This is a genomic window from Leclercia sp. LTM14, assembly GCF_023736175.1.
Classification (GTDB): Bacteria; Pseudomonadota; Gammaproteobacteria; order Enterobacterales; family Enterobacteriaceae; genus Enterobacter; species Enterobacter barmai.
In genome coordinates this window covers 231,511-248,943 of the sequence record NZ_JAIKTT010000007.1, presented here as the reverse complement: position 1 = coordinate 248,943, position 17,433 = coordinate 231,511, and the positions used below count along the sequence as shown (strand labels likewise).

The window sequence follows — 17,433 nt, the reverse complement described above, 5'->3', positions numbered from 1 at the left end:
GAGGTGGCGTATATTACGCTTTCCTCTTTCAGAGTCAAGCGATTATTTCACGCTTTTCTCTTCAACCGGCCCGGCTGTTTGTGTGAAGTGATTCACATCTGCCGTGTCGATGGAGGCGCATTATAGGGAGTTCTTCGGCACTGACAAGCGGAAAAAGACAATTTTATTTCAACCGCTCATCTTTTCGCCATAACGTCTATTTTTGCTGCTTTTTGATGGTTTCTGGCAGTGCTGCAAGGCTGTTAATGACGCAATCCGCTGCGTTTTCTGCTTCTGGCGTAACAGGTTTGCCGGTGCGTACCAGAATTTTATGGCCTACACCTGCTGCGGCAGCTGCCTGCATATCTTCCAGTTTATCGCCCACCATATATGAAGCGCTCATATCTATATGAAGGAACTCTTGCGCGGAGATGAACATACCCGGGTGCGGTTTACGGCAGTCACAGGTCTGACGATACTCTTCTACGGTGCCTTGCGGGTGGTGCGGGCAATAATAGATACCGTCCAGGTCAACGCCACGATCGGCAAGCGACCAGTCCATCCACTCTGTTAAGGTCTCGAACTGTGCTTCAGTGAACTTACCGCGCGCGATGCCTGACTGGTTGGTAACCACCACCAGCGCAAAACCCATCTCTTTTAATTCACGCATGGCTTCTATTACGCCCTCGATGAATTCAAATTCGTCTATCTCATGTACATACCCATGATCGACATTAATTGTGCCGTCACGATCGAGAAAAATTGCGGGTACTGATTTTGCCACCGGTTTGCTCCTGAAAAGGGATGTCTGCTTAGTATCTCATGTTTCACTGCGCAAGAAAGTGCTCATCGCGCAGAGTTGGATTGATTTAGACGTCTGGATGCCTTAACATCCGTTTTGTTGACGGTCATCGCCCGCATCAGGCAGCAGAAAATGCCACGGCTAACTTACATACGATAAAAATAATCTAATGATTAAACTTTCGAATATCACCAAAGTGTTCCAGCAAGGGAACCGTACCATTCAGGCGTTGAACAACGTTAGCCTGCATGTCCCGGCTGGACAGATTTATGGCGTCATTGGCGCCTCAGGTGCAGGTAAAAGTACGCTCATTCGTTGCGTTAACTTGCTTGAACGTCCGACCGAAGGTCACGTTCAGGTGGATGGCAAGGAACTGACTACCCTTTCCGAATCAGAACTGACTAAAGCACGCCGCCAGATTGGCATGATTTTCCAGCACTTTAACCTGCTCTCCTCGCGCACCGTGTTTGGTAACGTTGCCCTGCCGCTGGAGCTGGACAATACGCCAAAAGACGAAATCAAACGCCGCGTGACCGAGCTGCTGGATCTGGTCGGTCTGAGTGACAAACATGATACCTTCCCGGCGAACTTATCCGGTGGACAAAAACAGCGTGTGGCCATTGCCCGTGCCCTGGCCAGCAACCCGAAAGTGCTGCTCTGTGACGAAGCCACCAGCGCCCTGGATCCCGCAACAACCCGCTCGATACTGGAGCTGTTGAAGGACATTAACCGTCGCCTGGGACTGACCATTCTCCTTATTACACACGAGATGGATGTGGTTAAACGCATCTGCGACTGCGTGGCAGTGATCAGCAACGGGCAACTGATTGAGCAAGACACCGTAAGCGAAGTGTTCTCTCATCCTAAAACCCCCCTGGCGCAACAATTCATTCAGGCCACCCTGCATCTGGATATCCCGGAAGACTATCTGGCCCGTCTGAAAAGCCAGCCTGAAGCCAACAGTGTTCCGATGCTGCGGATGGAATTTACCGGCAAGTCAGTGGATGCACCGCTGCTGTCCGAAACCGCCCGCCGTTTCAATGTGAATAACAACATTATTAGCGCGCAGATGGATTACGCCGGTGGCGTCAAGTTCGGCATCATGCTGACTGAAATGCACGGCACGCAAGAAGATACGCAGGCTGCTATCGCCTGGCTGCAAGAGCATCATGTAAAAGTTGAGGTACTGGGTTATGTCTGAAGCAATGATGTGGTTGCTGGCACGCGGCGTATGGGAAACGCTGGCGATGACCTTCGTATCCGGCTTCTTCGGTTTTGTCATTGGTCTGCCGGTGGGCGTGCTGCTGTACGTTACCCGTCCGGGTCAGATTATTGAGAACGCGAAACTGTACCGCACGCTCTCTGCGCTGGTGAACATCTTCCGTTCCATTCCCTTCATTATTCTGTTGGTCTGGATGATTCCATTCACCCGCGTTATTGTGGGCACGTCCATCGGCCTGCAGGCCGCTATCGTTCCCCTGACCGTGGGCGCAGCACCCTTTATCGCCCGTATGGTTGAGAACGCGCTGTTAGAGATCCCGTCGGGCCTGATTGAAGCCTCTCGCGCTATGGGTGCGACGCCGATGCAGATCGTACGCAAAGTCTTACTGCCTGAAGCGCTGCCGGGTCTGGTCAATGCGGCCACCATCACGCTGATTACCCTGGTAGGTTACTCTGCGATGGGCGGTGCTGTCGGTGCAGGCGGTCTGGGTCAGATCGGTTATCAGTATGGTTACATTGGCTACAATGCTACCGTTATGAATACCGTGCTGGTTCTGCTGGTTGTACTGGTTTATCTCATTCAATTCTCTGGCGATCGCATCGTCCGGGCTGTTACGCACAAATAACGTTACACAACACAAACTCGACGAGTTAAGGATAAAAACATGGCGTTTAAATTTAAGACCTTTGCTGCGGTAGGCGCGCTGATCGGCTCTCTGGCACTGGTAGGTTGTGGCCAGGACGAAAAAGATCCAAACCATATCAAAGTAGGCGTTATCGTCGGTGCGGAGCAGCAGGTTGCAGAGACGGCAGCAAAAGTGGCGAAAGAGAAATATGGCCTGGACGTCGAGCTGGTTACGTTCAACGACTACGTTCTGCCTAACGAAGCGCTGAGCAAAGGCGATATCGATGCTAACGCCTTCCAGCACAAACCATACCTGGATCAGCAGATCAAAGATCGTGGCTACAAGCTGGTTGCGGTAGGTAATACCTTTGTTTACCCAATCGCAGGCTACTCCAAAAAAATCAAATCATTAGAAGAGCTGCAGGACGGTTCTCAGGTGGCGGTACCTAACGACCCAACTAACCTTGGCCGTTCCCTGCTGCTGCTGCAGAAAGTGGGTCTGATTAAACTGAAAGACAGTGTTGGCCTGCTGCCAACCGTTCTGGACGTAACCGAGAACCCAAAAAACCTGAAAATTGTTGAGCTGGAAGCGCCACAGCTGCCACGCTCTCTGGACGATGCGCAGATCGCCCTGGCGGTTATCAATACCACTTACGCCAGCCAGATCAACCTGACCCCAGCGAAAGACGGTATCTTTGTAGAAGATAAAGATTCTCCATACGTTAACCTGATCGTTACCCGCGAAGACAACAAAGATGCGGAGAACGTGAAGAAGTTCGTCCAGGCCTACCAGTCTGATGAAGTTTACCAGGAAGCAAACAAAGTCTTTAACGGCGGTGCAGTTAAAGGCTGGTAATCTGACCTTTGTGTAATATCATTCAGGACGGGCGAAAGCCCGTCTTGTCATTTATGCAGGCAACTGATTCAATATCTGACGATTTGATAATTCATTGAGGAAACATTATGCGTGCTTTACCGATCTGTCTTTTAGCACTGATGCTGAGCGGCTGTTCTATGCTAAGCAGATCTCCTGTTGAACCTGTTAAAAGCACAGCAACCCCGCCAAAAGTGGAGCCTGAGAAGCCAAAAGCGCCGCGTCCTGCGCCGGTAAGGATCTATACCAAGGCTGAAGATTTAGTGGGTAAACCGTTCCGCGATCTGGGTGAAGTCTCCGGCGATTCTTGCCAGGCCACCAACCAGGATTCTCCTCCCAATATTCCCACTGCGCGTAAACGCATGCAGATCAATGCCTCGAAAATGAAGGCCAATGCGGTTCTGCTGCACAGCTGCGAAGTGACCAGCGGTACACCTGGCTGCTACCGTCAGGCCGTTTGCGTAGGCTCTGCCCTTAACGTCTCGGCGAAATGAGTGCCTTCCAGTTCGAGCAGATAGGCGTTATTCGCTCGCCGTATAAAGAGAAGTTTGCCGTGCCGCGCCAGCCCGGGCTGGTAAAAGCTGTAGCGGCGAACTTCACCTGCTCGCGCCTTATAATCAGGCCGATGCCGTGCGCGGACTGGAAGCGTTCAGCCATCTGTGGGTGCTGTTTATCTTTCATCAGACCATAGCTGGCGGATGGCGCCCTACCGTGCGCCCGCCTCGTCTCGGCGGTAATGCCAGGATGGGCGTATTTGCTACACGCTCGACGTTTCGCCCGAACCCTGTCGGCATGTCGCTCATCGAGCTGAAAGGCATCCGCTGTCAGAAGGATCAGGTTATCCTCGAGCTCGGCAGTCTGGATCTGGTGGATGGTACGCCCGTGGTGGATATCAAACCGTATCTGCCCTTTGCAGAAGCCCTGCCGGATGCACGCGCCAGCTACGCCCAGCAGGCTCCTCAGGCCGATACGCCGGTCTGGTTTAGCGATGCGCTTCTCCCACAATTAATCCAGCTGGAAAAGCGCTACCCTCGCCTGCGGGAATTTATTGTCGACGTGCTGGCCCAGGATCCCCGTCCGGCCTACCGCAAAGAGGAAGAAGCCGGAAAAACCTACGCCGTTCTGCTGCTGGATTTTAACGTTCGCTGGCGGGTCACAGCGGCGGGCTTCGAAGTGTTTGCCCTCGAGCCGCAGTAATTTTATCCTCTTCTCTTTTGGCATCTTTGCCACACTGGTAAACTAAACCACTTTTTTTGTGTCAGGCTGCCGATCAGCCTGTTCCACTCTTCGAAATGGAACCGTAACAACATGCGTACTAGCCAATATCTGCTCTCCACTCTGAAGGAGACACCTGCCGACGCCGAGGTGATCAGCCACCAGCTGATGCTGCGCGCCGGGATGATCCGCAAGCTGGCCTCCGGGTTATACACCTGGCTGCCGACCGGCGTGCGCGTCCTGAAAAAAGTCGAAAACATCGTGCGTGAAGAGATGAACAACGCCGGTGCTATCGAGGTGTTAATGCCGGTAGTTCAGCCTTCTGAGCTATGGCAGGAGAGTGGACGCTGGGAGCAGTATGGTCCGGAACTGCTGCGTATTGCCGATCGTGGCGATCGTCCCTTCGTTCTCGGCCCAACGCATGAAGAAGTCATCACCGATCTGATCCGTAACGAGCTGAGCTCCTACAAACAGTTGCCGCTCAACTTCTTCCAGATCCAGACCAAGTTCCGTGACGAAGTTCGCCCACGCTTTGGCGTTATGCGCTCTCGCGAATTCCTGATGAAAGATGCGTACTCTTTCCATACTTCTCAGGAGTCTCTGCAGGAGACTTACGACAAGATGTACGAAGCGTACAGCAAAATCTTCTCCCGTATGGGTCTGGATTTCCGCGCTGTGCAGGCTGATACCGGTTCTATCGGCGGTAGCGCATCCCATGAATTCCAGGTGCTGGCACAGAGTGGTGAAGACGATGTGATCTTCTCTGATTCCTCTGATTACGCTGCGAACATTGAGTTTGCTGAAGCACTGGCGCCAAAAGCACCGCGCGCTGCTGCAACCGAAGAGATGAAGCTGGTTGATACGCCAAACGCGAAAACCATCGCCGAGCTGGTTGAGCAGTTCAACCTGCCGATCGAAAAAACGGTCAAAACCCTGCTGGTGAAATCGACCGAAGGCAGCGCATACCCGCTGGTTGCCCTGCTGGTACGTGGCGATCACGAGCTGAACGAAGTGAAAGCAGAGAAGCTGCCACAGGTTGCCAGCCCGTTAACCTTCGCAACGGAAGCGGAAATCCGTGCCGTCGTGAACGCCGGTCCTGGCTCCCTGGGCCCGGTGAATATGCCAGTTCCTGTCGTTATTGACCGCACTGTTGCCGCGATGAGCGACTTCTCCGCAGGCGCGAACATCGATGGTAAACACTACTTCGGTATTAACTGGGATCGCGATGCCGCGACCCCAGAAGTGGCGGATATTCGTAACGTGGTAGCAGGCGACCCAAGCCCGGACGGCAAGGGTACCCTGATGATCAAACGCGGTATTGAGGTCGGTCATATCTTCCAGCTGGGTGATAAATACTCCCGCGCCATGAACGCTGCCGTTCAGGGTGAAGATGGTCGCAATCAGGTTCTGACCATGGGCTGCTACGGTATTGGGGTAACGCGTGTGGTTGCTGCCGCTATCGAGCAGAACTACGACGAGCGTGGCATCGTCTGGCCGGACAACATTGCACCGTTCCAGGTCGCGATCCTGCCGATGAACATGCACAAGTCCTACCGCGTTCAGGAGCTGGCGGAAAAACTGTACAGCGAGCTGCGTGCGCAGGGTATCGAAGTGCTGATGGACGATCGTAAAGAGCGTCCAGGCGTGATGTTTGCTGATATGGAACTGATCGGTATTCCACACACCGTGGTCATCGGCGATCGTAACCTCGACAACGACGAGATCGAGTACAAATATCGTCGTAACGGCGAGAAGCAGATGATTAAAACCGGTGACGTACTGGATTACCTGGTAAAAGCCATCAAGGCATAAGCCACAAAAAACCCCGCTGATGCGGGGTTTTTTATTTCAGCTATTTGCTGTCGCAATTTTTGCCTGCTTCAAAGCGGGCGTCGCTGTCCGGTACCAGCGTTTTGACTCGCTCGCCGCTGTCCGGGTTAGCCTCAAGGGTAAAATGCCCGTCCACAGTGAGCAGCACCGGTTTGGTATCACTCCCGCGCGCCGCCGCGTAATCCCGTTCCAGCTGGGCGTTATTCGCCACGCTCACCTTTTTGCCGGTGGCGCAATCGGTAAAGATCGCCGCATCGGCCATATAGAAGTACATGCCGCGCATCGCCATCGGCGTTGCTGGCAGTGCAGCGGTTACCGGTGCCAGGGTGTAGTTAAACTGTGATTCTATGGGATTTCCCTGGATGTCGAGCATCTCCAGCCCTTCGCCTTTGGCGCGGAAATAGCGCTTTTCGCCCTTCGTATCCGTCAGCACCAGCTTATCGGCCGTTCGCGCCCAGGTGCCGTAGCTGGCAAAAGAAGAAGGCGCTTTTGCCCCCTGATAATGTTGATTCATTACCCAGGTACCGTCTTTTTCCAGGAACAGTGAGGTCTCAATACCTTCGCAGTCGGCGCAGGGTAAAACGCCCCGCCAGCTCTGCTGCATCGGTTTTAACGCCTCTTCGTGGGTCGGCTCAAGAACCTGCATCTCTGCGCGGTTATGACACCCCATCAGGACGAACAGCGCGCTGGCTGCCACCACTGAAAATATCGCTGTTTTCACTTTAGATTCCTTATCTCAACCACCCGTTAATCCTGAGGGCGTCGAACTTTGCCACGCAGTGCTTTGACGGTCGATTTTTGTGATTTCGAAGCCAGACGGCGCTCTTTCGATGCACGTGTCGGGCGGGTTGCCCGACGGCTTTTTTGCACTGCCGTTAACTCCTGTATGACCGCCACAAGCCGGGCAAGCGCGGCTTCCCGATTCATCTCCTGGCTGCGGTACTCCTGCGCCTTGATGATAATCACGCCGTCACTGGTGATCAGATGATGGCTGGCGGCGAGCAGGCGTTCTTTGTAATACTCTGGCAGGCTGGAGGCCCGAATGTCAAAGCGCAGATGAATAGCCGTTGAGGTTTTATTCACATGCTGGCCCCCCGCTCCCTGGGCGCGGATCGCGGTGATCTCGACTTCATGATCGGGAAGGCTGACGCTTCGGGACAGGACAATCATGACCGGGACTGCCAGGCTTCCGGATGAATTTCCAGATTATTCTCAGCATCCGACAACCAGATGGCGCCATCCTGAATCGTCGCCTGCAGATTCATGGTCCGTCCGGCAAAGGCACTCAGTTTAGCGAGCTGTTCATCATCCAGGTACCAGACGGACAGGTTGTCGAACTGGGCACACTTATTCTTGTTCTGCTGCCACCAGATCTCCGCTGCGCGGCTGTTGTAGGTAAAGAGCGCCACCTCAGCAGACTGGGTGCAGGCTTTCTTAATGCGACGTTCATCCGGCAGGCCCAGCTCAATCCACAGATCGATACCCAAGTGATCGTTGAGTAGCCAGGCTTCCGGCTCGTCTTCCGCGCTTAATCCACGGGTAAACTGCAGACGCTCATTGGCATACTTAATCCATGCCAGCAGGCGCAGCATCATGCGCTCCTGCGTTTCGGAGGGATGACGCGCCAGCGTCAATGTCGCATCCAGAAACTGATTGCGGTCTAAATCCGCTACATTGACCGCGGCTTTGTAAATTGTCGCTTTAAGCGCCATGAGAGAACTCCTTTCGAATCAGGTGCGCATTGTAGCGAATTCTCCGCCAAAAGGCTGTTACAGGCTTAAGAATGTCTCTGACATCAACCTGCTGATATTGCTTAAATGAGTATGGTATAGTCACCTTGCTAAACCGGGTTTATCTTCGTAGGCTTAAAGGTATCTCACAGTAAAGTCAGTGCGCTGGCAGGAGGGGATGTGAATAATTATTGTGAGCTAATTCGCAAACGGTATGCGGAAATTGCCAGCGGCGATCTGGGGTATGTCCCCGATGCGTTGGGCTGTGTATTGAAAGTTCTGAATGAAATGGCGTCGGATGACACGCTTTCAGAATCGGTCAGAGAAAAAGCAGCATATGCTGCTGCGAATTTACTGGTGAGCGATTATGTCAATGAATGATACATACCAACCAATTAACTGCGATGACTACGACAATCTCGAGCTCGCCTGCCAGCATCACCTGCTTCTGACGCTGGCGTTAAAAGATGGCGAAGTGCTGAAGGCAAAGGCCAACGATCTGGTTTCCCGAAAGAACGTGGAGTATCTGGTCGTGGAAGACGGTGGCGCAACGCGCGAACTGCGTCTCGATAAAATTGCCAGCTTCAGTCATCCCGAAATCGGCACCGTTGTGGTGAGCGAGTCCTGATCCTGTGTAACGGGCAGCCTGCTGCCCGTTACGTTTCCCATTCCAGCTGTACGCCCTGCTCCGCTTCAGCCGCCCCTTCCCGCGTAACAAACACACCTGCAGCAGCTACCAGCGTTTCGCCGTAAAACAGCAATGGCGTGGTATCCCGACGCCAGGGCGCAACGTTAAGTTCCTGCCAGATTTTTTTGATCTTTCGACCACCGTTTCGCCCGACGATGTGCAGCGCGCCGCTGGCGCGAAAGCGCACCGTCACCGGCTCATCCGGGTGCGGCAGACGGAGATTGCCGCCTGCGCTGAGGTAAAGCCTACCCAGCCCTTCCGGCAGGCACAGCGGCTGGTGAACAGAGGGCCAGTCGATAACGCGCTCAGCCAGAGAGGGATGGTATTTCACCCACCACAGCTCTCCCCGAAAGCGCCTGATTTCACCTTCGCCAGAACGCAGTCGCGGTGTTGCATCTTCCCGGGCCAGCGCCACCTCATCCCAGAGACGAGTAAGCATGGCGCGCGACGGCATTAACGCCCCGTGAAGAGCCAGCCATCTGCGCAGAAGCGCAGCACGACGCACCGCGCTCATCGTCTGCAGCGGTGCGATAGCCAGCGCCCCGTCTTTCGAAACCAATATCATTAGCTCGCCTGCCAGCAGCTCATCCAGCAACTGCTCCTGCTCGGCGCACAACGTGGCGCTGCGGGACGTGGCCTCTGCAAAATGCGGCCAGCGCTCTGCCAGCAGCGGCAGGACGCGCAGACGCAAAAAATTGCGGTCATAGCTGTCGTCCTGGTTGCTTTCGTCCTCAATCCAGGGCAGATCCCAGCGCTGCGCCCATGCCTGCAGCGATTCACGCGTCTCGCCGAGAAGGGGACGGATCTGTTCGGTATCGGCAAAACGCGCCCGTGCGGGCATGGCAGAGAGCCCTGCCGGGCCGCTGCCGCGCTTCAGGGCCAGCAGGAAGGTCTCACACTGATCGTCGAGATGTTGCGCCGTCACCAGCGCTTCGCCCGGCAGAAGGGCATCAGTAAAGGCGGCATAACGCGCTTTACGCGCCTGCGCCTCGAGCCCCAGCCCCTCTTCTGCCAGCGTCACCCGGACCACGATCAGCGGGATATTCCATTCATGGCAGAGATGCTGGCAATGAGCGACCCAGCTGTCGGCGTGTGGGCTCAGACCGTGATGAATATGGATAGCGCGCAGCTCGAGGCCGGGCTCCTGCTCACGCCAGAGCTTGAGCCGATGCAGCAATACCGTGGAATCCAGGCCACCGCTAAATCCCACCAGCAGTCGGCGGTATGGGTGAAGGGCTCGCTGAAGTTCGGTTGTGGTCATCGTCGTCATTTATACAGAAAGGTGCCCGGCACGTTACCGGGCATTCCCTGGCGAGGCAAGCTTTACTGCTGATAGAGCTCCAGCGGCAGGCCATCAGGATCGTTGAAAAAGGTGAAGCGCTTCCCGGTGAAGGGATCGATACGGATGGCTTCACACTTAACGCCGTGGGATTGAAGGTGTTCTACCGCCCTGTCGATGTCATCCACGCTGAACGCCAGGTGGCGTAAACCGCAGGCTTCAGGCCGGGATGGACGCGCTGGCGGGAACGGGAACGAAAACAGCTCAATGACATACTGACCATTCAGCGCCAGGTCACCCTTCCAGGAATCACGCTCTTCACGATAAAACTCACTCTGCAGGGTGAAACCCAGCGTATCGCAGTAAAACGCCTTACTGACGGCGTAGTCGGTGGCAATAATTGCAATGTGATGAACCTGCTTTAAACCCAGCATAGCCTCTCCTTATTGGTGTGCCTGAACGTTATATCCGAATCCCCGTGCCGCGCAAGGAGTCATGGCGCTTTTAAGACCCGTACCCTATAGATGCCGTTTTCATCCCGTCTGGCGCCGTGGATATCGGTTTCGAAGCCTGGATAGTGACGGCCAATCGAGCAGAGCATGAGCAGGAAATCGAGCACCGCCCTGCTCTTCTCGGTGATCATCTCGCCGGGCATCAGCAGCGGCACGCCGGGGGGATAAGGCAGGATCATATTGGCCGAGACCCGCCCGACCAGATCCTCCAGATCGACCGTTTCCACTTCTCCTTTCACCTGACGCTGCCAGGCATGGTGCGGGGTGAGCTTCATCTCCGGCAGGACATCAAACGCCTGTAGCATCAGCCGCGGCAGATCGTGCTGACGAATGAGCTTGTGGATCCCTTTGGCCAGATCCTGGATACGCATGTTGCGGTAAAAATCAGGATCCTCGGCATAGAGATCCGGCAGCATGTTCCTGACCCGCAAATTGAGATCGTAGGCGCGCTTAAATTCCATCAGGCCGCGCAGCAATCCCATCGCCCGGGTTTTGTCGATGCCGATACTGAACAGGAACAGCAGGTTATACGGCCCGGTTTTTTCGACCACCACGCCGCGCTCATCGAGGAACTTCGCTACCAGCGCCGCCGGGATCCCCTCTTCGCTCATTTCCCCCTGCTCGTCCATTCCCGGCGTCAAAATGGTGACTTTGACCGGATCGAGGAACATATGATCCGCATCGGCATCGCGAAAGCCATGCCAGCTCTCGCCCGGTGCGACAGGCCAGCATTCGGCTTCATCAATCTCGTCCGGCTGCCAGATATCGAAGAACCAGCCGTCGGCCTCATCCTTAAGACGCTGGACCTCTTTACGGAAATGCAGCGCGCGCTCAACGGAGCGGTTTATCAGGCGCTTACCGGGATTGCCGCGCAGCATCGCCGCGGCGGTTTCAATCGAGGCCACCAGCGGATAGCTGGGTGATGTGGTGGTGTGCATCATAAAGGCTTCGTTGAAGGTATCTTCGTCGTACTCACCTTTAATGTGGATCAGCGAAGCCTGAGAAAACGCCGCCAGCATTTTGTGCGTAGACTGGGTTTCAAAGAACACTTTTCCCGGGAGGCGCTCACCGCTCATTCCGCTTTTACCGGCATAGATCGGATGGAAATTGGTATAGGGCACCCACGCCGAGTCGAAATGGATTGAGGGCACATCCAGGGTCTGTTTCACCCAGTTAGTGTTATACAGCAGGCCGTCGTAGGTGGAGTTGGTGATCACCGCATGCACCGGCCAACTTGCTCCAGGGACTGCAGCCACTTTGCGTTCAATGGCGGCATGGGAAAACTCCCGGCGCGGGATCCCGCCCAGAATGCCCAAAGCATTTCTCGTGGGCGACAGCCAGAGCGGAACGACATCGCTCATCATCAGCAGGTGCGCCAGAGATTTGTGGCAGTTGCGATCGATAAGCAGAGTGCTGCCGTCGGGGGCGGCGTACATGCCGACGATCTTGTTCGATGTCGAGGTGCCGTTGGTCACCATATAGCTCTGCTCGGCACCAAAAGTACGGGCAATATACTCTTCGGCCTCGAGATGCGGACCGGTATGATCCAGCAGCGATCCCAGCTCCGTCACCGAGATCGACACATCCGCTTTCAGCGTGTTCCCGCCAAAGAAATCATAGAACAGACAGCCCACCGGGCTTTTCTGATAGGCGGTTCCGGCCATATGCCCCGGCGTACAGAAGGTGTACTTGCCCTCTTTCACATAGGTGAAAAGCGCGCGGGTAAACGGCGGAGTGATGGTATCCAGGTATTCGCCGGTGTATTGCTGAATGCGGGTAGCAATATCCTCTGCAATCCCCAGGGAATACTCAAAGAACCACAGCGCCATCCGCATATCATGGGCGCTGACGTCCATCGTGGAGTGGGTATTGATAAAGGCGTACAGCGGCAGGTATTCGTTGAGCTGGTTGATGTCGCTGCATAATTCCAGATCGTACTCGTCCCAGTCGAAGATGACGCCGCAGATACGGGGGTTATGTTCGATAAACTTCAGTAGGTCGGCGCTGTTCTGCGGCCAGATAAGTTGAAACCCGCGCGATGCCAGCGCCTGCTCCAGCTCCTTGATGGGTTCGTCTTTATAAAAGACGCCGTGCGGCCCCATAATGGCAATGATGTTCACGGTTTACCTCCTTGAAAAACATTAGCTAAGCATAGTTGAGGTAAACAACGGGTATAAAAAAGCCGCAACACTGTGCGGCTTTTAAGATTATTGCGTAGCTTATGCGTAGCCGTAGCTCATCAGACGCTGATAACGGCGGTTCAGCAGATCTTCTTTGCTCAGCACGTCGAGGTCTGCGAGGTCAGCCAGCAGCTGCGCCTTCAGAGACGCAGCCATAACTTCCGGCTTACGATGCGCGCCACCCAGCGGTTCCGGGATAACGGTATCGATCAGCTTCAGCTCTTTCAGGCGCGGGGCGATAATGCCCATCGCTTCTGCAGCCAGCGGCGCTTTGTCGGCGCTTTTCCACAGAATGGACGCACAACCTTCCGGAGAGATAACGGAATAGGTGCTGTACTGCAGCATATTCACTTTATCGCCCACGCCAATCGCCAGCGCACCACCGGAGCCACCTTCACCGATAACGGTACAGATAACCGGTACACTCAGACGCGACATTTCACGCAGGTTACGGGCAATGGCTTCAGACTGGCCGCGCTCTTCAGCGCCCACGCCCGGGTAAGCACCTGGGGTGTCGATAAAGGTGATAATCGGCATATTGAAACGCTCGGCCATCTCCATCAGACGTAGGGCTTTACGGTAGCCTTCTGGTGCTGGCATACCGAAGTTGCGGCGAATTTTTTCTTTGGTTTCGCGCCCTTTCTGGTGGCCAATGATCATCACCGGACGACCGTCGAGACGTGCAATACCGCCAACGATAGCTTTATCGTCAGCGTATGCGCGGTCACCTGCCAGTTCGTCGAATTCATCAAACGCCAGGCGGACATAATCCAGGGTGTACGGACGCTGAGGATGGCGAGCCAGTTGGGCTACCTGCCATGCGCCGAGATCGGCAAAGATTTTGCGCGTCAGTTCTACGCTTTTTTCACGCAGACGATGCACTTCTTCGTCGATGTTAATATCCAGTTTTTCATCCTGACGGCCCACGGCAGTCAGAGAATCGATTTTCGCTTCCAGCTCTGCAATCGGCTGTTCGAAATCAAGGAAATTCAGACTCATAGTATTCCTGTATTAGTCAAACTCCAGTTCCACCTGCTCCGAACCAATGAGGCCACGGAGATCGTTAAGTAAACGATCGCTCGGAGAGACACGCCACGACGCACCAAAGCGCAACCGTGCACGCGCATCCGCCCTCTGATAGTAGAGATGTACTGGAATGGTCCCCGAGCGGTGGGGTTCCAGAGACTGACGGAGTCGGTTTAAAAGCTGGTCATCAATTTGCCTGTCCGTCAGCGAGATAGCAAGCCCGCGAGCATATTTTTCCCGGGCTTCGTCAATGTCCATCACTTCGCGGGCGGTCATTTTAAGCCCCCCGCTGAAGTCATCAAAGCTGACCTGTCCGCTGACGATAAGTATGCGGTCTTTTTCCAGCAACTGCTGATATTTATCCAGAGCGTCGGTGAATAACATCACCTCCAGCCGCCCGGAACGGTCATCCAGCGTACAGATGCCGATACGATTGCCGCGCTTGGTGACCATAACCCTCGCGGCAATGACGAGCCCCGCAGCCGTGGTAATCTTACCACGTTCTGTCGGATGCATGTCTTTCAGCCGGTAGCCTCCGACATAGCGCTCAATTTCTTTAATGTACTGATTGATCGGGTGCCCGGTCAGGTACAGACCCAGGGTTTCGCGCTCGCCGTCCAGCACCGTCTGTTCCGGCCACGGCTGACAGCTGGCATAGGACTGTTCGATCTGCTCCGGCTCTTCGGCCAGCACGCCGAACATATCAGCCTGACCAATGGCTTCGGCTTTTGAGTGCTGGTCGGCGGCCTTCAGGGCGTCGGCCAGCGAGTTCATCAGCGCCGCGCGATGCGGCCCGAGACGGTCAAACGCCCCGGACATAATCAGCTTTTCCAGCACCCGGCGGTTAAGCTTTTTGATATCGGTGCGGGCGCACAGGTCAAACAGCTCGCGGAAATAGCCGCCCTGATTACGAGCTTCGATGATGGCTTCAATCGGGCCTTCACCCACGCCTTTAATCGCGCCGATACCGTAAACGATCTCGCCATCGTCGTTGACGTGGAAATGGTACTGCCCGGAGTTGATGTCCGGCGGCAGGATTTTCAGCCCCATGCGCCAGCACTCGTCCACCAGCCCGACCACCTTCTCGGTGTTGTCCATATCGGCGGTCATTACCGCGGCCATAAACTCAGCCGGATAGTGCGCCTTCAGCCACAGCGTCTGATAAGAGACCAGCGCATAGGCCGCGGAGTGTGACTTGTTGAACCCGTATCCGGCGAATTTTTCTACCAGATCGAAGATTTTCATCGCCAGTTCGCCGTCAACGCCGTTTTTCTTCGCCCCTTCTTCGAAGGTGCCGCGCTGCTTGGCCATCTCTTCCGGCTTTTTCTTACCCATCGCACGACGCAGCATGTCCGCGCCGCCCAGGGTGTAGCCAGAGAGCACCTGGGCAATCTGCATAACCTGTTCCTGATACAGGATGATGCCGTAGGTCGGCTCCAGTACCGGTTTCAGGCTTTCGTGCTGCCACTGTACATCCGGATAAGAGAGCTCTTCACGGCCGTGCTTACGGTCAATAAAGTTATCTACCATCCCTGACTGCAGCGGCCCCGGACGAAACAGCGCCACAAGGGCGATCATATCTTCGAAACAGTCAGGCTGCAGGCGCTTGATCAGATCTTTCATGCCGCGGGATTCAAGCTGGAAGACCGCCGTGGTCTCCGAGCGCTGCAGCATATCAAAGCTTTTATTGTCATCCAGCGGGATCGCGGCGATATCAATCGGCTCCAGGCCCTGTTTGGCCCGGCGCGGGTTGATCATCTTCAGCGCCCAGTCGATGATGGTGAGCGTACGCAGGCCGAGGAAGTCAAACTTCACCAGACCCGCGTATTCCACGTCGTTCTTGTCGAACTGGGTGACCGGGTGCGAGCCGGTTTCGTCGCAGTAGAGCGGCGCAAAGTCGGTGATTTTGGTCGGGGCAATAACCACGCCACCGGCGTGTTTACCGGCGTTACGGGTGACCCCTTCCAGCTTGCGCGCCATGTCGATCAGCGCTTTGACCTCTTCGTCCGCCTCGTAGATCTCCGGCAGCTGCGGTTCCGCTTCGAACGCTTTCGCCAGGGTCATGCCCGGATCGGGTGGCACCAGCTTCGAGATGCGATCGACAAAGCCGTACGGATGCCCCAGTACGCGGCCCACGTCGCGGATAACCGCTTTTGCCGCCATGGTACCAAAGGTAATGATCTGCGATACCGCGTCACGACCGTACATGTCCGCCACGTGTTCAATAACCTGGTCGCGTTTCTCCATACAGAAGTCAACGTCGAAGTCAGGCATCGAGACACGTTCCGGGTTCAGGAAGCGTTCGAACAGCAGGTCAAATTCCAGTGGATCGAGATCGGTAATTTTCAGCGCATAGGCCACCAGCGAGCCGGCACCGGAACCACGGCCCGGTCCTACCGGCACGCCGTTATCCTTCGACCACTGGATAAACTCCATAACGATCAGGAAGTAGCCGGGGAACCCCATCTGGTTGATCACCTGGAGTTCAATATCCAGACGTTCATCATATTCCGGGCGCTTCTCGGCGCGAACGGCCGGATCCGGGAAGAGGAATTCAAGACGCTCTTCCAGACCCTCTTTCGATTTCATGACCAGGAAGTCTTCGGTGGTCATGTCGCCGGTCGGGAACTGCGGCAGGAAGTATTCGCCCAGACGAACGGTGACGTTACAGCGCTTCGCGATCTCTACGCTGTTCTCCAGCGCTTCCGGAATATCGGAAAACAGCTCGCACATCTCCTCTTCGCTGCGCATATATTGCTGCGGCGAATAGTTGCGCGGGCGTTTCGGATCGTCGAGGGTAAAGCCATCGTGGATTGCGACGCGAATTTCATGGGCGTCAAAATCGTCGGGGTTAATGAAGCGCACGTCATTGGATGCCACAACGGGCAACCCGTGCTCCTCTGCAAGCGCCACCGCGGCGTGCAGATAGTTTTCTTCATCCGGACGGCCGGTGCGGATCAGCTCCAGATAGAAGCGATCCGGGAAGTACTCTTTATAAAAATCGACGCACTGCTCCACCAGCGCGGTGTTACCGCGCAGCAGGCATCTGCCGATGTCGCCCATCCGGCCACCGGAGATAAGCAGCAACCCTTCATTCAGCTCCGCCAGCCACTCGCGATCGATCCACGGGCCCTGCGGGCCGTAGCCGCGCTGATAGGCACGGGAGATCAGCAGCGTCAGGTTCTGGTAGCCGGTGTTATTCATCGCCAGGACGGTGATTTGCGTCATTTCATCGGCGAGCAGTTCGCTCTGAACGTGAAAATCGGCACCAATCACCGGTTTCATTCCTGCGCCATGCGCCGTTCCGTAGAACTTCACCAGACCGCACAGGTTAGTGAAGTCGGTGATCGCCAGCGCAGGCATGCCAAGCGCGGCCGCCTTTTTCACCAGCGGCCCGGTTTTCGCCAGCCCATCAATCATGGAATAGTCGCTGTGCACCCGCAGGTGTACGAAACGTGGTTCAGCCATCTTC

The 17,433-nt window shown here is 55.4% G+C and carries 16 protein-coding genes and 1 pseudogene; 8 read left to right on the top strand and 9 right to left on the bottom strand.

Annotated features, from left to right (window positions below):
- Window positions 1–196 precede the first annotated feature (196 nt).
- Entirely contained in the window at window positions 197–763 is a 567-nt protein-coding gene (gene gmhB / locus K5I40_RS15825; RefSeq protein WP_039030283.1) for a D-glycero-beta-D-manno-heptose 1,7-bisphosphate 7-phosphatase, read from the bottom strand.
- A gap of 187 nt (window positions 764–950) precedes the next feature.
- On the opposite strand from gmhB, the gene metN reads away from it, so the two are divergent.
- The 6 genes and pseudogenes from metN (at window position 951) to proS (ending at window position 6,528) form a co-directional block, all read left to right on the top strand.
- Window positions 951–1,982 (top strand): methionine ABC transporter ATP-binding protein MetN, encoded by a 1,032-nt coding sequence (gene metN, locus K5I40_RS15820; protein WP_039030284.1) that lies wholly within the window; start codon window positions 951–953, stop codon window positions 1,980–1,982.
- Entirely contained in the window at window positions 1,975–2,628 is a 654-nt protein-coding gene (locus K5I40_RS15815; protein WP_039030285.1) for a methionine ABC transporter permease MetI, read from the top strand. Before metN ends, K5I40_RS15815 begins: the two co-directional genes overlap by 8 nt.
- 39 nt (window positions 2,629–2,667) lie before the next feature.
- Window positions 2,668–3,483: a methionine ABC transporter substrate-binding lipoprotein MetQ gene (gene metQ / locus K5I40_RS15810; protein WP_223074931.1), complete on the top strand. Its 816-nt coding sequence runs from the start codon at window positions 2,668–2,670 to the stop codon at window positions 3,481–3,483.
- Between the two features lie 107 nt (window positions 3,484–3,590).
- Window positions 3,591–3,995: an Rcs stress response system protein RcsF gene (gene rcsF / locus K5I40_RS15805; RefSeq protein WP_039030287.1), complete on the top strand. Its 405-nt coding sequence runs from the start codon at window positions 3,591–3,593 to the stop codon at window positions 3,993–3,995.
- Window positions 3,992–4,698 (top strand): annotated as a pseudogene (tsaA, locus tag K5I40_RS15800) (tRNA (N6-threonylcarbamoyladenosine(37)-N6)-methyltransferase TrmO). The gene rcsF and the pseudogene tsaA overlap by 4 nt, the downstream one beginning before the upstream one ends.
- Before the next feature lie 111 nt (window positions 4,699–4,809).
- Window positions 4,810–6,528, top strand: coding sequence for a proline--tRNA ligase (gene proS, locus K5I40_RS15795; RefSeq protein ID WP_039030289.1), 1,719 nt, complete (start codon window positions 4,810–4,812; stop codon window positions 6,526–6,528).
- A 40-nt stretch (window positions 6,529–6,568) separates the two neighbouring features.
- On the opposite strand, the gene nlpE is transcribed toward proS, so the two are convergent.
- Genes nlpE through K5I40_RS15780 form a run of 3 tightly spaced genes read right to left on the bottom strand, consistent with a single transcriptional unit; the run spans window position 6,569 to window position 8,258 of the window.
- Window positions 6,569–7,267, bottom strand: a complete 699-nt coding sequence (gene nlpE / locus K5I40_RS15790) for an envelope stress response activation lipoprotein NlpE (RefSeq protein ID WP_039030290.1) — start codon at window positions 7,265–7,267, stop codon at window positions 6,569–6,571.
- Window positions 7,268–7,293: 26 nt separating this feature from the next.
- A complete protein-coding gene (arfB, locus tag K5I40_RS15785) occupies window positions 7,294–7,716 on the bottom strand; it encodes an alternative ribosome rescue aminoacyl-tRNA hydrolase ArfB (RefSeq protein WP_039030291.1) in 423 nt (140 codons plus the stop codon).
- Window positions 7,713–8,258 (bottom strand): YaeQ family protein, encoded by a 546-nt coding sequence (locus tag K5I40_RS15780; RefSeq protein ID WP_039030292.1) that lies wholly within the window; start codon window positions 8,256–8,258, stop codon window positions 7,713–7,715. Before K5I40_RS15780 ends, arfB begins: the two co-directional genes overlap by 4 nt.
- A gap of 198 nt (window positions 8,259–8,456) precedes the next feature.
- Between K5I40_RS15780 and K5I40_RS15775 the strand changes: the two genes are divergently transcribed.
- On the top strand, window positions 8,457–8,657 hold the full coding sequence (locus tag K5I40_RS15775; RefSeq protein ID WP_039030293.1) for a YaeP family protein: 201 nt from the start codon (window positions 8,457–8,459) through the stop codon (window positions 8,655–8,657).
- On the top strand, window positions 8,644–8,904 hold the full coding sequence (gene rof, locus K5I40_RS15770; protein WP_039030294.1) for a Rho-binding antiterminator: 261 nt from the start codon (window positions 8,644–8,646) through the stop codon (window positions 8,902–8,904). The genes K5I40_RS15775 and rof overlap by 14 nt, the downstream gene beginning before the upstream one ends.
- 28 nt (window positions 8,905–8,932) lie before the next feature.
- Here the strand turns inward: rof and tilS are convergent, their stop codons facing one another.
- The 5 genes from tilS to dnaE form a co-directional block, all read right to left on the bottom strand.
- Window positions 8,933–10,225, bottom strand: coding sequence for a tRNA lysidine(34) synthetase TilS (gene tilS / locus K5I40_RS15765; protein WP_223074932.1), 1,293 nt, complete (start codon window positions 10,223–10,225; stop codon window positions 8,933–8,935).
- A gap of 62 nt (window positions 10,226–10,287) precedes the next feature.
- Window positions 10,288–10,677 (bottom strand): VOC family protein, encoded by a 390-nt coding sequence (locus K5I40_RS15760; RefSeq protein WP_039030296.1) that lies wholly within the window; start codon window positions 10,675–10,677, stop codon window positions 10,288–10,290.
- Window positions 10,678–10,736: 59 nt separating this feature from the next.
- Window positions 10,737–12,875, bottom strand: coding sequence for a lysine decarboxylase LdcC (locus K5I40_RS15755; protein WP_039030297.1), 2,139 nt, complete (start codon window positions 12,873–12,875; stop codon window positions 10,737–10,739).
- A gap of 99 nt (window positions 12,876–12,974) precedes the next feature.
- Window positions 12,975–13,934, bottom strand: a complete 960-nt coding sequence (accA, locus tag K5I40_RS15750; protein WP_039030298.1) for an acetyl-CoA carboxylase carboxyl transferase subunit alpha — start codon at window positions 13,932–13,934, stop codon at window positions 12,975–12,977.
- A 12-nt stretch (window positions 13,935–13,946) separates the two neighbouring features.
- Window positions 13,947–17,429 (bottom strand): DNA polymerase III subunit alpha, encoded by a 3,483-nt coding sequence (gene dnaE, locus K5I40_RS15745; protein WP_223074933.1) that lies wholly within the window; start codon window positions 17,427–17,429, stop codon window positions 13,947–13,949.
- Window positions 17,430–17,433 lie beyond the last annotated feature (4 nt).

Bases quoted from the DNA above. Each gene is read 5' to 3' on its own strand.
- K5I40_RS15780 (WP_039030292.1), bottom strand. From the start codon at position 8,258: ATGGCGCTTAAAGCGACAATTTACAAAGCCGCGGTCAATGTAGCGGAT.
- rof (WP_039030294.1), top strand. From the start codon at position 8,644: ATGTCAATGAATGATACATACCAACCAATTAACTGCGATGACTACGAC.
- dnaE (WP_223074933.1), bottom strand. From the start codon at position 17,429: ATGGCTGAACCACGTTTCGTACACCTGCGGGTGCACAGCGACTATTCC.
- accA (WP_039030298.1), bottom strand. From the start codon at position 13,934: ATGAGTCTGAATTTCCTTGATTTCGAACAGCCGATTGCAGAGCTGGAA.
- metN (WP_039030284.1), top strand. From the start codon at position 951: ATGATTAAACTTTCGAATATCACCAAAGTGTTCCAGCAAGGGAACCGT.
- proS (WP_039030289.1), top strand. From the start codon at position 4,810: ATGCGTACTAGCCAATATCTGCTCTCCACTCTGAAGGAGACACCTGCC.
- K5I40_RS15815 (WP_039030285.1), top strand. From the start codon at position 1,975: ATGTCTGAAGCAATGATGTGGTTGCTGGCACGCGGCGTATGGGAAACG.
- K5I40_RS15760 (WP_039030296.1), bottom strand. From the start codon at position 10,677: ATGCTGGGTTTAAAGCAGGTTCATCACATTGCAATTATTGCCACCGAC.
- tilS (WP_223074932.1), bottom strand. From the start codon at position 10,225: ATGACCACAACCGAACTTCAGCGAGCCCTTCACCCATACCGCCGACTG.
- arfB (WP_039030291.1), bottom strand. From the start codon at position 7,716: ATGATTGTCCTGTCCCGAAGCGTCAGCCTTCCCGATCATGAAGTCGAG.
- rcsF (WP_039030287.1), top strand. From the start codon at position 3,591: ATGCGTGCTTTACCGATCTGTCTTTTAGCACTGATGCTGAGCGGCTGT.
- metQ (WP_223074931.1), top strand. From the start codon at position 2,668: ATGGCGTTTAAATTTAAGACCTTTGCTGCGGTAGGCGCGCTGATCGGC.